This is a genomic window from Thiobaca trueperi (assembly GCF_004342175.1).
Lineage (GTDB): Bacteria > Pseudomonadota > Gammaproteobacteria > Chromatiales > Chromatiaceae > Thiobaca > Thiobaca trueperi.
In genome coordinates this window covers 112,173-124,759 of sequence record NZ_SMAO01000004.1, presented here as the reverse complement: position 1 = coordinate 124,759, position 12,587 = coordinate 112,173, and the positions used below count along the sequence as shown (strand labels likewise).

Genomic DNA, 12,587 nt, shown 5'->3' with positions numbered 1-12,587 from the left:
CCTGGCGTCGCAACGTTAAACCGCGTCCAGAGCGAGAGGCTGAGCTTCGAGTTGAATCCGACGTTTGGTGAATCCACGGCCCTTGGCGGGAACGCGGTTTAAAATTTTTTATTTTTAATGGTTTAAACCGCGCCAGCTCCCACGTTTGTCGATGCTGCCAGGGTTGATCCACATCGCATACCGCACTGGGCGCGGTTTAGGAGACGAACATGAATGCAGAATCCACCACCCTGATCGATTGCCCCTGCCAGCAGCAACAGGCCGACCGCTATATCACCTTCGACGGCATCGATTGCGACGGCAATGCCCGCCGCGTCATGGAATGCATCGAACGCAACCAGGAGGCGGCCGGCGCCGGACGGGCCTTCTGGGACTATTTCATGGCCAAACGCCAGCCGGCGCACGGCCTGGCGCCGGACGATCTGTTCCTGGTGCACTCGCACCTGAACCAGATCCGCGAACTGTTCGAGACCACCGGCGACGATGAGGCGCTTGAGCTGTTGTTGCAGCTTGAGGAAGAGTGTTGTTAAACCGCGCCCGGTGCGGTATGTGATGCCTGGGAATTGGGTCGGCCTTGGCAGAATTGACGACTGTTGGCGCCTGCGCGGTTTAAGATATTCAATTATTTGAAATTTTAAACCGCGTCTCCACTAAAGTCGGTGACATCCCCAGAACTAAACACAAATTGGAAATGACGCATATCGCGCTGGACGCGGTTTAGCGTAGAAAAATGTTGAATCTCTTCAGAAAAAACCAGGCATCGACCGATGCGGCGGGATGTCCCCGCACGCCAGAGGACATGCGGATCTACGCCATCGGCGACATTCATGGACGCGACGATCTGCTGCGTCTGCTGCATGAACGGATACTGAACGACGCCACGCGGCATCCGTACCGGCAGAAGATTGCCATCTATCTGGGCGACTATGTCGATCGCGGTCCCGCTAGCTACGATGTGCTCGAACGCCTGATCACATGCCCGCTCCCGGATTTCACGTCGATCCATCTGATGGGCAATCACGAACAGGTGATGCGCAATTTCATGCGGCATCCGGAAGCCCACTCCAGTTGGATACTGTATGGCGGTCTCGCCGCCCTGAGTTCCTATGGGGTCAGCACGCGGATTCAGAATGCACCGAAACCCCTGCATCAAGTGGCAGAGGAGCTGGCGCTCAGGATGCCGGCGCATCAGCTCGACTTTCTCGACCGGCTGGAGACCTGGCGGGTGTTCGGCGATTACTGCTTTGTTCATGCCGGCATTCGGCCCAACATCCCGCTTGAGCGGCAAAACCCGGACGACCTCATCTGGATCCGGGATGAATTTCTGCATTACGCCAAACCGCACCCCAAGGTCGTGGTGCATGGGCATCAGATCTGCGACGAGCCGGAAGTCAAGAGCAACCGGATCGGTATCGACACCGGCGCCTTCGCCACCGGGCGGCTGACCTGTCTGGTGCTCGATGGCGAGGAGCAGACCTTTATCGACACGCGCCGCTTGCCTTAAAGCGCCGTCAGCCGCCAGCGATCAGCTTCCAGCGGACGGCCAACCGCTCGACTCCGTTCAGGATCCGGCCTCCAGCGCCTCACCCAGTGTCCGCACGGCGACGATGTCCAATCCCTCCACGCCTTCCTTGGGCGCGTTGCCCCTGGGGACGATGGCACGACGGATGCCGTGCTTGACCGCCTCGCGCAGCCGGTCCGGTCCATTGGGGACGGGGCGTACCTCGCCCGACAGACCGACCTCACCGAAAACCGCCAGATCCAGCGGCAGCGGGCGGTCGCGATAGCTCGACAGCACGGCCATGATGAGCGGCAGATCGACGGCGGTTTCAGCGATCCGCACCCCGCCGGCGATGTTGACGAAGACATCCTGATTGAAGAGCGCGACGCCGCCATGCCGGTGCAGCACCGCCAGCAGCATCGACAGCCGGTTCTGATCCAGCCCCAGCGCGACCCGGCGCGGATTGGCGAGCGGGCTTTCATCGACCAGCGCCTGGACCTCGACCAGTAGCGGTCGCGTGCCCTCGCGCGTGACCATCACCAGACTGCCGGAGACGGGTTCGTCATGCCGGGAGAGAAAGATGGCCGACGGATTCTTGACCTCGCGCAGACCGTGATCGCCCATGGCGAAGACACCCAGTTCGTTGACCGCGCCGAAGCGGTTCTTGATCGAGCGCACGATACGAAAGGGTCCGCCGTGCTCGCCCTCGAAATAGAGCACGGTATCGACCATATGCTCCAGTACACGCGGCCCGGCCAGCGAGCCGTCCTTGGTGACATGGCCGACCAGAAAGACGATGGTGTCCTGTTGTTTGGCGAAGCGCACCAGTTGCGCCGCCGAATCGCGCACCTGCGACACCGATCCGGGGGCCGATTGCAGCGCCTCGGTGAACAGGGTCTGGATCGAATCGACCACCATGATGCGGGGACGCTCGGCTGCCGCCTGTTCCAGGATGCGCTCGACGCAGGTTTCGGCGAGCAGCCGGATGCCATCGCCGGCCAGACCCAGCCGGCGTGCACGCAGCCCGATCTGCTGGGGCGATTCCTCGCCGCTGACATAGAGCACCGGATACGCCGTCGCCAGCGCGGCGCAGGCTTGCAGCAGCAGGGTCGATTTACCGATCCCCGGATCGCCGCCGATCAGCACCACCGAGCCGCTGACCAGACCGCCGCCGAGCACCCGGTCCAGTTCGCCGATTCCGCTCAGGATACGCTCGCGCTCCTCGGGGCTGACCTCGGACAGAATCTCGATCCGGCTGGACTCCGCCGCGCCGGTGTAACCGCCACCCCGCTGTGCCGGGCGTTTGCTCTCGGCGACCTCGACCAGACTGTTCCAGGCACCGCAATCGCTGCACTGACCGGCCCATTTGGGATGACGCGCGCCGCAGGCGTTGCAGACATAAGCGGTGCGGGGTTTGGGTGCGGCCATTGCTGGTTTCTCAAGTCGGGTTACGACGCGCGTTTCTCTGGTCACGAAGCTCCGGCTTCGTGACCTCAGCGATGAAGCTCTGCTTCACAAGACGGCGGCTTCGAGCTTTCGCCTGGATCAACCTGAGCACTCATCACTCGGAGTCGCGAAGCGGAGCTTCGTCTCGCGGGTGACGAAGCTCCAGCTTCGTCACCAGATCTCCGGATCAGGAAATTCCTATGCAACGCGTTCGGCCTCGATGAGCGATTTGAGATTGCTCACCGTCCGCTCGGTGCTGTCCTGGGCGACGCGGCGGATCAGGGACTCGAAGGGGCGCAGGATCGGCTTCAGGTGCTGGAGTTCAAAGACGAAGACGACACGGGTCTGGGCGCCGACCGGCTCGAACCAGTAGTCGATCTGATAGGGATCAGAGATGCCCTGAAAGATCAGACAGCGTTCGGGCTCGAAGGCGATGACGCGGAACCGGCTGTCGCTCCGGCGTCCGGCATCGATCCGCACCTGCTGCCCAGTCCAGCCGACCTGGATCGGGCCATCGGTCAGGGCATCGATCCGCTTCACCTCGGGCGACCAGCGCGGATAATTGCGGACGAAATCCTCGGCGACGAAGCCGAATACCTGCGTGGCGGGACAGTGGATCAGGGTTTCGGCCTGGGTCTTGACCATGGCGCATCAGTCTCCCAGCAGGCGGCGCTTGGCGGCATTGATCTGCGCCGCCAGATAATCGGAACCGCCGCGATCCGGGTGCAGACGCTGCATCAGCCGGCGATGGGCGGCGCGGATGGTCTCGGGATCGGCGTTGGGTTCGAGACCCAGGATCGAACAGGCCTCGGCCTCGGTCAGTCTGGCCGTATTCGCTGGCGGGCGTCCGGTACTGGCACGGGCGTCCATCCGCTCGCGCCAGTCGGCGTCACGCTCACGGTCCAGATAGGCTTCGAGGACGGGGACCGACCGGGGATCGCTGTCGCGATAGAACTCCAGCATCCGCAGCAAGTCTTCGAGCGCCAGTTCGCTGAGCTGACGCCCTTTGAAGGGACCGTCGAGCACGCTGCCATCGAGCACACCCGTGGCATGGTCCAGACGCATCTCCAGAAAGCGGGTGCGGATGCTTGATGCCTGACCGGCGCCGCCCGTGCGCGCAAACCCCGCCCCGCCGCCGAGACCCAGTCCGCGCAGTAGCCGTTGCAGCAAAGGGAAAAACTGCATGAGCTGCGCGACCCGCGCCAGCAGCACGATGACCGCGCCCAGCGTGGCGCCAAACGCGGCGAGGATGAACGGCAGACGCCCGGTCAGTACCGCCAGCGCCAGCAGACCGCCGCCGCCCCAGAGCAGCGTTTTGCGCAGGATCCGCCTGGCCCGCTCCGGCGGCAGACGGCGGAACCAGTAGATCAGCCAGAGGATCGCCAGAATCAGCGCAATCAGGAGCAGCAGGCGAACGAGCATGGCAGTCTCAGGTTCCTTTGCGGGTCATCTGATGCGTTAACTGGAGAATGGCCCCGCCGCGCGACTGTCCATACTGTTCCAGTGCCCGGCGACCACCGGCGGCATAGACGGCCACGGCACTGAGCAGATCGCGCAGCAGGTGTGGACTGTTGACATCGAAGGGGCACCAGGCGCCGCCGCTCAGTCGGGCGATGTCGCGCAGACAGTGTTCGGCCTCGGGATCGCGGCTCTCCTGAAAGACGAAGGCGGGCACGCCCAGCAGTCCGAGCTGACCGGCCAGACCGGCGAGTCGATCACGATTTTCTTCCATGCAGTCGCCAACGAACACCAGTGCATTGACGCGCTCCCGCGCCGCCTCATCGAGCGCATGCTGGAGCACCCGACCGATCTGGGTCAAGCCCGCCGCGCAGACGACGCGATTCATGCGTTTCAGCAGTGTATCCGCATCCTGGCACCAGTCGGACGCCTCGAATTCTTCAAAGCCGCGATAGAAACAGAGCTGGATCGCCAGTCCGCCCAGATCGCGGGTCTCGACGAACATGTTCGACTGGATCTGCGCGGCCTGATCCCAGGTCGGTTCACGGCTGGCGGTGGCGTCCAGGGCAAAGATCAGACGCCCGCGCCCGCCCGCCGGGCCGGCTTTAGGCGTGGTCGCGACCTGACGCAGAAAAGCGTTGACGGCGCTGGCGTTAGAAGCGGTGTCGATGTCCGTGCGTTTCGTCGGCATTGCTCATCCCCGATGTGACACCATTCAGTCCGCGCCAAAAAAGGCCCGCACATCCTCGATCTGGCGCGTGCGGGCCATCGCCGGCAGGCTGTCGAGAAAGGTCTGGCCATAGGATTTCGACAGCAGGCGCGGATCGCAGACCACCAGCACGCCGCGATCCTCGCTCCCCCGGATCAGACGCCCCGCACCCTGTTTGAGCGCGATCACAGCCTGCGGCAACTGATAGTCGCGGAACGGATTGCCGCCGCGCTGACGCAGCGCATCAATGCGCGCGGCCAGCACCGGATCGCCCGGCGAGGCGAAGGGCAGACGGTCGATCAGCACGCAGGACAGCGCCTCACCGCGTACATCGACGCCCTCCCAAAAACTGGAGGTGCCGAGCAGGACCGCATTGCCCAACTCACGAAAACGCTCCAGCAGTTCGGCGCGAGGCGCCGTGCCCTGCACCAGGAGCGGATACTCGATTCGGCCCTCCAGCCCGGCGGCCGTTTCACGCAGGGCGCGATGGCTGGTAAAAAGCAGAAAGGCCCGCCCGCGACTGTAGCCGATGACCTCGCAGGCCAGTTCGAGCACCTGCCGGTTATAGCCCGGCTCCGAGGGTTGCGGCAGGCCGCGCGGGACGAACCAGAGCGCCTGATGCGGATAATCGAACGGGCTGTCCCAGCGCTCGGTCAGCGCCTCCTCGATGCCGAGTTGACGCGAAAAATGCGCGAACCCCTGGCCGACCGCCAGTGTGGCCGAGGTGAAGACCCAGGCGGTGCGTCCCTGACCGATCTGCTCGCGAAACAGATCGGCGACCTCCAGCGGGGTCTGATGCAGACGGAAGCCGCGTCCCTGGGTCTCGAACCAGCGCACGCTGTCCGCCGTTTCGGCGGCGGTCAGGGTGTGCATACGACCGAGCAGATCTTTGGCGCGGGCCAGACAGGCATCCAGACCCTTGCCGCGTCCGGCGGTCGCTTTGAGCGCGTCGGCCAAGGCCGACAGACGCCGCTCGACCGTCTCCAGCGCCCGCTGCACCCCTGATTCAGCGTCGAGTTCGCGCCAGGGGCCGCGCCGATCCGCATCGCCCAAGCCCAAACGCAGATCCTGCGTTGCGCGTCTCAGGCGTGCGGCACGGTCGGGCAGTTCCGGCACATCGCCTGCCTCGTGGCGCGCCTCAAGTTCGGTGTCACGGGCCAGATCGAGCAACTGGCGGCTGCTGAGCGAGATGCCGAAAAAGCTGGAGGCGGTCTCGGGGAGCTGGTGGGCCTCGTCGATCACGAAGCAGTCAGCACCCGGCAGGATCTCACCGAAACCCTCGTCCTTGAGCGCCAGATCGGCGCAGAGCAGATGATGGTTGACCACCACCAGATCGGCGGCCTGGGCCTCGCGCCGTGCGGCGACCAGATGACAGCCCTGCCATTCCGGGCAGTCCTGTCCCAGACAGTTATCCGTGGTGGAGGTCACCGCCGGCCATACCGGCGCATCCTCCGGGATGGAGAGTTCGGCGATGTCGCCCCGCTGGGTCGCCTTCGACCAGTCGCGCACCTGTCCGAGATGGGCGCGCAGGGCGAGGTCCAACCCCGTGAGATCCTCTAAGGCCAGATTGAGCCGATGCCGGCACAGATAATTGGCGCGTCCTTTGAGCAGCGCGGCGGAGACCGGCAGTCCCAGCGCCGCGCGGATCAGGGGCAGATCGCGATGGAACAACTGATCCTGAAGGTTGCGCGTGCCGGTGGAGAGGATGGTCTTGCGCCCCAACAGCAGCGCCGGCACCAGATAGGCGAAGGTCTTGCCGGTGCCCGTCCCCGCCTCGCAGATGAGCACGCCGCCCGCCTCCAGCACGGCGGCAATGCGCTCGGCCATCGCCTGCTGCTGCGCCCGAAAGGCGAAGCCGGGCACCCGCTCGGCCAGCAGCCCTTGAGAGCCGAAGATGTGAGAGAGATCGGTCATGGCGCTCAACGGATCGCAGGAAATACGGACGGCAGTGTCCCGATTCGCAGGATGGATGAATTCAATTCAGACAGGATTAACAGAATTAAAAACAACCATTTAAAATCTTGTGCATCCTGAAAAATCCTGTTAATCCTGTCTATTCGAGGCGCGTTATCAGGTATGGATTTCTCAGGAAATCACCTTGATCCTGTCAAAAACACGCGCATCGGCAGATGCGCCGACACCGTTGCCGCTCAATTCGCAGTGGCGCGGCGCTCGGCCTCGCTGGCACCCGCCACATCGCCGGCACGACGTTTGGATTCGGCGATGATGCGCCAGTTGTCCTGTTTGACCGTCGCGTTGCCGCCAGCCAGATCGTTGGAACGGGACGCGAAACTCGCTGCCTGACTGGTCTGACCCTGCTCCATCCGCACCCGCGCGAGCCGGTTCCAGAGATACGCCTTGCTGTCAGACGGGGCATTGATCCGTAGCGAGCGCTCCAGCGAGGCCGCCGCACCTGCATAGTCGCCAGCCTGACGCTGCTGCTCGGCCTGACTCGCGAGTGCCTGCGCGGCTGGCGGCAGACTGGGTGCTGCCAGTGGCGGTGCAGGTGGACTCGGTGCGCGCTCCGCCGGTCGCGGCGGCGTGGGCGCTTCGGCCACTGGGGACTGCGGTTTGGGCGTGGTTGGTGGCGGCTTGGGGGCTTCGGGCGGTTTGGGCTCGACCTTCGCCAGCGTCTGTTCCGGCGGCTTGATCGGGGTGGAAGCGTTGGGCGCAGGCTGTGCAACCGTGGATGCCGGGGCTGGCGGTGCCGGCGCGTTGGAACTGGACGGCGGCGCCGGTCTTGATGGAGCCATTGGGGATGCCACCGATCCGGGTGCAGTCGGTGCGGTACCCGGCGGTGCGGTTGTGGCGGTGCCAGCGCTCGGGGTCGCTCCCTGCGCCGACTCTGGAGCGGGCCCCGGCACGGCTGGCGCCGGCTCCGGCGGTGCGGACGGATCCTGGTAGGCATAGACCTGTGTGACAGGCTTGGATGGCGCGACCGGTTTAGGGGTTGCGACGCGCACCGGTTCGGTCTCTGGCGGCTTCACGGGTGCGGAGTCACGCGGCGTCACCTGCACGACCGGCGCCGCCGGTCCCTCCCGCGTCTCCATGCCGCAGGCGGTCAATCCCAGCAGTGCAATAAGGCTCGTCAGCCGTGTCGTGGATGCTTGCATTGGCTATGTTGTCTTCGTTAAACCAGTCCTGCCTGAACGATGGTTCAGGCGGAACCGGTGTCAGTTTACAGATTTTCCAGAAAGGGGCTCTGCGTGCGGGTGGGCGGTTTCGGCGGCGGCGCAGGCGTCGGCTCGCGTTCAGGCTTGGACACCGCATCCTGCTCTGCCGCCTGTTCCGTTGCGCCGCCGCCTGCCTCGCGTTTGGCAGCGGGTTTGCCACCGCCGCCACATTTGACGCGCGAGGCGCTGTTGCCAATATAGGGGACATTGGCGCGTCCACAGGCATCGGCGAGCACCACGCCATCCGGCGGGGAGGCCGACAGCGGCTCATTGTCCAGCGCCAGCATGAATTCGCCCCACACCCGCAGCGCGCCCGCGCCGCCAGCCAGCCCCATCGGCTGATAGTCGTCGCGACCGACCCAGACCACGGCCACTTTGTCGCCCGAGAAACCGGCGAACCAGCTATCGCGCAGACCGTCGGTGGTGCCGGTCTTGCCGGCCATGGTCATGCCTTCGGGAAGCTGATCGCCGAGCCACTTGGCGGTGCCATTCGTCACCACCCGCTGCAGGGCCCAGGTCGTCAGAAAGGCCGCCTTGGGATCGACAACGGCCTCGACCGCCAGCGGATAGCGGTTCAGCGGTCGGCCATGTGCATCCACCACCTCGCGAATCGCCCGCAGCGGAGCGCGATAGCCGCTGGCGGCGATGGTCTGATAGATCTGCGCCACTTCCAGCGGCGAGAGCGCGACCGCGCCCAGCATCAGCGAGGGCCGCCCGACGATCTTGCGCTGCGCGCCCAGACGATGCAGGGTGTCGGCAACCTTGCTCGTCCCCAGACTCAGCCCGAGATTGACCGTCGCCAGATTCAGCGAGCGGGCCAGGGCGTCATAGAGCACGACCGAACCATAGACCCGATGGTCATAATTTTTCGGCTCCCAGCGTTTGTTACCGTCCGGCAGACTCACCGGACGGTCATCAATGCTGCTGGTCAGGGTATAGCGATCAGGTTGCGACAGCGCCAGCAGATAGACCGCCGGCTTGACCAGCGAGCCGATTGAGCGCACCGAATCCAGCGCACGGTTGAATCCGGCATAACCCGGCTGGCGTCCACCGGCCACCGCCAGCACCTCGCCCTGATCCACCGAGGTCACGACCGCCGCCGTTTCCAGGGTGCCGGGTTTCATGCGCTTCGACTTTTCCAGCTCGGCCAGCCGTTTGGGCAAGGCGCGCTCGACCGTCGCCTGAATCAGCGGATCCAGGGTGGTAAAGATGTTCAATCCTTCGGAACGCAGATCCTCGTCGCGATAATCGCGTTGCAGTTGACGCCGCACCAGGGTGATGAAATCGGGGTAGCTCCCGACCGGACGCCCGCCTCCTTCGTGCAGTCCAAGCGGCGCTTTCTTGGCGCGGTCGGCCTCGGCGAGCGTAATGACACCGTCGCGGACCATGACATCCAACACCAGATCGCGGCGTTTTTGGGCCGCTTCGGGATGACGGCGCGGATCCAGGCTGGACGGCGCCTGGATCATGCCGACCAGCAGCGCGGTCTCGGGGATGCCGAGCTGGCTGAGGGATTGATTGAAGAAGAAATTGCTCGCCAGTCCGAAACCGTGGATGGCGCGGCTGCCGTCCTGGCCCAGATAGATCTCGTTGGCATAGGCTTCCAGGATCTCGTCCTTGCTGTAGCGCAGCTCCAGCAGGAGCGCCATGTAGGCCTCCTTGATCTTGCGCTCGAAGGTGCGATCCGCGCTGAGATAAAAATTCTTGACCAACTGCTGGGTCAGGGTACTGGCGCCCTCGACCACCGCACCGGCCTGGAAATTGCTGTAAGCGGCACGCAGGATGCCTTTGGGATCGACGCCGAGATGACGGTCAAAATTGCGATCCTCGACCGCCATCAGGGTCTTGATCAACAGTTCGGGCAGCTCCTTGCGCCGCACCAGCACCCGATCCTCGTTGTGGGTGGGATAGATGCTCGCGATCAGCATGGCGTCGAGCCGCACCAGCGCCGGATCCGCGCCGCCGTCGGCGTCTTTCAGACTGGCGACCTGCCTGTCCGCGAACTGAATCGCCAGATGACGACCGGGCTCCTGACCATCCCAGAAGCGGAAGGGTCGCGTCTGGATCTCAAAGCTCTCACCTTCGCGGTGATAGGTTCCCGGCTCGGACGGCCTGGCGACCGCACGATAATTCAGGCGCTTCAGTTCGGACTCGAAGGCATCGGCGCTCAAGGCGCGATTGGCGTAGAGTTCCAGCGGACGCGCAAAAACACGCGCCGGCAGCGCCCAGCGCTGGCCCTCGAACTTACCCCGCACCACGCGGTCGAGATGGACGCCATAGGCCAGCCCGGCCAGACCGATGCCGATTGCCAGCAGCAGGGTCCAGCGAAACAGAAAGGCGCCCAGACGGAAACGCCTGGGCGCGGATCGGCGTTTGCGTCCGCGCGTGGCGGAGCGAGATTTACCCGTCGCCACCGGTCAACACCGCCCCGGCGACAGGGCGCGGCTGGCTTGCGAGTGAAACAGGGTCAGAAGCGGATTCGGAAACATCAGGAACTCGGTCTTGTTGCGGGATTTTCAGGTGTGGATGGTCCCATTTGCAGCGCCGCGATACAACCTGTTACAGCGGGTCGCGTTAGAATCCGCCTCCGCACGCTGCATGTCAGCCCCTTTTCAGGTTCGATCTTATGCCAGACCAACCCAATACCGCCATGCCCTGCCAGCCGCCCGAGCTGGCCATCATCGTGCCGACCTACAAGGAAGCGGACACGGTCGCCGAACTGGCGCGGCGCCTGTCCATCGCGCTCGACGGAATCGCCTGGGAGATCATCTTCGTCGATGATGACTCACCGGACGGAACCGCTGCACGGGTGCGCGAGCTGGCGCGGCGCGACGCCCGCATTCGCGTGATTCAGCGGATCGGACGCCGGGGTCTGTCGTCCGCCTGCATCGAGGGCATGCTGGCGACCTCGGCGCCCTTTCTGGCAGTGATGGACGGCGATCTTCAGCACGATGAATCGCTCCTGCCCACCATGCTCCAGACGCTCCGCGACGAGGAGCTGGACATCGTCGTTGGCAGCCGTTATGTCGCAGGCGGCGGAGTCGGCGACTGGAGCGACCGCCGCCAGTCGATGAGCCGTTTCGCGACCCGTATCGGCCAGCGCCTGATTCATGCCGAGTTGCAGGATCCCATGAGCGGCTTTTTCATGGTGCGGGCGGATGTTGTTCAATCCTGCGTGCGACGTTTGAGCGGGGTCGGCTTCAAGATCCTGCTGGATATTTTCTCATCCGCCGAACAGCCGCTGCGTTTTCGTGAACTGCCATTCGTCTTCCGCCAGCGCCATGCCGGAGACAGCAAGCTCGAACAGGCCGTGCTCTGGGAATATCTGCTGATGCTGACGCAGAAGGTCATCGGGCCGGTGATCCCGGTACGCTTCATCGCCTTCTCGCTGATCGGCGGTCTGGGTGTCTTCGTGCACATGGCCGTGCTGTGGCCAATTCTGACCCTCCTCGGCGGCGGCTTTCTGCTCGGTCAGGCCATCGCCACCCTGGTCGCCATGACCAGCAACTTCTTCCTCAACAATCTGCTGACCTACCGCGACATGCGGCTGCGCGGACGACAACTGCTCTGGGGCTGGCTCACCTTTGTCCTCGCCTGTGGGGTCGGCGCGCTCGCCAATGTGGGCATCGCCAATTATCTCTTCGAGCAGGGCGATTCGGGCTGGTTTCTCTCCGCCCTGGCGGGAATCCTGGTCGGCGCGGTCTGGAATTATGCCGTCACAGCGGTTTACACCTGGAAGCGGCCACGGAGTGATTGATGTTTGAGATCAGGGCGGGTCGCCACCCGACCTCGGGCTCATCAATGGCGGCGTGACGCCGCCCTGGAACCCCCGGAAGCGGCATCCTGGGCATGCAGACTGAAGAGCAGATCCACTTCGGACTGGGTCAGTCCGCACAGGCGACGGACCTCTTCGCGACTCCGGCCATCGTGAATCATCTGGATGGCCTGGGGATACAGGCCTTCATCAACATCGCGCAGACGCAGTTCGCTTTGCCCGTCGGTCAGACGCTCAAGCGTGCGCCGCACTGAAGACTGGGTCTGAGCATGCGCGATCACATCCTCGGCAATCACTTTCATGGCACCGTGCAAGGCCAGCAGCGAGGTGTTCTGACGCTGGACATCGCGCCTGATCTCGCGAAGCTGACGGCGCAGAGCGGAGATGGAAAACAAGGCCGAAACAGCCAGGATCATCGCCAGCACGGCCACAACAGGCGGAAGCCAGGTCAGGCCGAACGTCAGGATGTCGTTCATCGACTGGCGCACAAGGAGCGCACAGAACCACCCGAGGGGACGAATCCGG

Annotated in this window: 11 protein-coding genes; 3 read left to right on the top strand and 8 right to left on the bottom strand. The window is 64.2% G+C overall.

What is annotated here, in order from left to right; translation table 11 throughout:
- Nucleotides 1-209: 209 nt before the first annotated feature.
- Both cowN and EDC35_RS08790 read left to right on the top strand, forming a co-directional pair.
- On the top strand, nucleotides 210-530 hold the full coding sequence (gene cowN / locus EDC35_RS08795) for a N(2)-fixation sustaining protein CowN (protein WP_132976879.1): 321 nt from the start codon (nucleotides 210-212) through the stop codon (nucleotides 528-530).
- Nucleotides 531-730: 200 nt separating this feature from the next.
- Nucleotides 731-1,504 (top strand): metallophosphoesterase family protein, encoded by a 774-nt coding sequence (locus EDC35_RS08790; protein ID WP_132976878.1) that lies wholly within the window; start codon nucleotides 731-733, stop codon nucleotides 1,502-1,504.
- Nucleotides 1,505-1,561: 57 nt separating this feature from the next.
- Here EDC35_RS08790 and radA read toward each other — a convergent pair whose 3' ends face one another.
- The 7 genes from radA to mrcB all read right to left on the bottom strand — a co-directional run bounded on the left by radA (nucleotide 1,562) and on the right by mrcB (nucleotide 10,701).
- The gene (gene radA, locus EDC35_RS08785) at nucleotides 1,562-2,929 is read right to left on the bottom strand and encodes a DNA repair protein RadA (RefSeq protein WP_132976877.1); all 1,368 of its coding nucleotides are present in this window, start codon (nucleotides 2,927-2,929) and stop codon (nucleotides 1,562-1,564) included.
- 216 nt (nucleotides 2,930-3,145) lie between these two features.
- Nucleotides 3,146-3,592: an SRPBCC family protein gene (locus EDC35_RS08780; protein WP_132976876.1), complete on the bottom strand. Its 447-nt coding sequence runs from the start codon at nucleotides 3,590-3,592 to the stop codon at nucleotides 3,146-3,148.
- A gap of 6 nt (nucleotides 3,593-3,598) precedes the next feature.
- Nucleotides 3,599-4,369: a J domain-containing protein gene (locus tag EDC35_RS08775; RefSeq protein ID WP_132976875.1), complete on the bottom strand. Its 771-nt coding sequence runs from the start codon at nucleotides 4,367-4,369 to the stop codon at nucleotides 3,599-3,601.
- A 7-nt stretch (nucleotides 4,370-4,376) separates the two neighbouring features.
- A complete protein-coding gene (locus EDC35_RS08770) occupies nucleotides 4,377-5,096 on the bottom strand; it encodes a VWA domain-containing protein (RefSeq protein ID WP_132976874.1) in 720 nt (239 codons plus the stop codon).
- 24 nt (nucleotides 5,097-5,120) lie between these two features.
- Nucleotides 5,121-7,028, bottom strand: coding sequence for a DNA repair helicase YoaA (gene yoaA, locus EDC35_RS08765; protein WP_132976873.1), 1,908 nt, complete (start codon nucleotides 7,026-7,028; stop codon nucleotides 5,121-5,123).
- Between the two features lie 236 nt (nucleotides 7,029-7,264).
- Nucleotides 7,265-8,227: a hypothetical protein gene (locus EDC35_RS08760; RefSeq protein ID WP_132976872.1), complete on the bottom strand. Its 963-nt coding sequence runs from the start codon at nucleotides 8,225-8,227 to the stop codon at nucleotides 7,265-7,267.
- Nucleotides 8,228-8,292: 65 nt separating this feature from the next.
- A complete protein-coding gene (gene mrcB / locus EDC35_RS08755) occupies nucleotides 8,293-10,701 on the bottom strand; it encodes a penicillin-binding protein 1B (RefSeq protein WP_132976871.1) in 2,409 nt (802 codons plus the stop codon).
- 212 nt (nucleotides 10,702-10,913) lie between these two features.
- Here mrcB and EDC35_RS08750 point away from each other — a divergent pair, with 212 nt between their 5' ends.
- Nucleotides 10,914-12,044 carry a glycosyltransferase family 2 protein gene (locus tag EDC35_RS08750; protein ID WP_132976870.1) on the top strand — a complete coding sequence of 377 codons (1,131 nt, stop codon included), beginning with the start codon at nucleotides 10,914-10,916 and terminating at the stop codon, nucleotides 12,042-12,044.
- Between the two features lie 41 nt (nucleotides 12,045-12,085).
- Here EDC35_RS08750 and EDC35_RS08745 read toward each other — a convergent pair whose 3' ends face one another.
- Complete coding sequence (locus EDC35_RS08745; protein WP_132976869.1) at nucleotides 12,086-12,538, bottom strand: DUF2802 domain-containing protein; 453 nt, start codon at nucleotides 12,536-12,538, stop codon at nucleotides 12,086-12,088.
- Between the last annotated feature and the right edge of the window lie 49 nt (nucleotides 12,539-12,587).

Bases quoted from the DNA above. Each gene is read 5' to 3' on its own strand.
- cowN (WP_132976879.1), top strand. From the start codon at position 210: ATGAATGCAGAATCCACCACCCTGATCGATTGCCCCTGCCAGCAGCAA.
- EDC35_RS08790 (WP_132976878.1), top strand. From the start codon at position 731: ATGTTGAATCTCTTCAGAAAAAACCAGGCATCGACCGATGCGGCGGGA.
- radA (WP_132976877.1), bottom strand. From the start codon at position 2,929: ATGGCCGCACCCAAACCCCGCACCGCTTATGTCTGCAACGCCTGCGGC.
- EDC35_RS08780 (WP_132976876.1), bottom strand. From the start codon at position 3,592: ATGGTCAAGACCCAGGCCGAAACCCTGATCCACTGTCCCGCCACGCAG.
- EDC35_RS08775 (WP_132976875.1), bottom strand. From the start codon at position 4,369: ATGCTCGTTCGCCTGCTGCTCCTGATTGCGCTGATTCTGGCGATCCTC.
- EDC35_RS08770 (WP_132976874.1), bottom strand. From the start codon at position 5,096: ATGCCGACGAAACGCACGGACATCGACACCGCTTCTAACGCCAGCGCC.
- yoaA (WP_132976873.1), bottom strand. From the start codon at position 7,028: ATGACCGATCTCTCTCACATCTTCGGCTCTCAAGGGCTGCTGGCCGAG.
- EDC35_RS08760 (WP_132976872.1), bottom strand. From the start codon at position 8,227: ATGCAAGCATCCACGACACGGCTGACGAGCCTTATTGCACTGCTGGGA.
- EDC35_RS08750 (WP_132976870.1), top strand. From the start codon at position 10,914: ATGCCAGACCAACCCAATACCGCCATGCCCTGCCAGCCGCCCGAGCTG.
- EDC35_RS08745 (WP_132976869.1), bottom strand. From the start codon at position 12,538: ATGAACGACATCCTGACGTTCGGCCTGACCTGGCTTCCGCCTGTTGTG.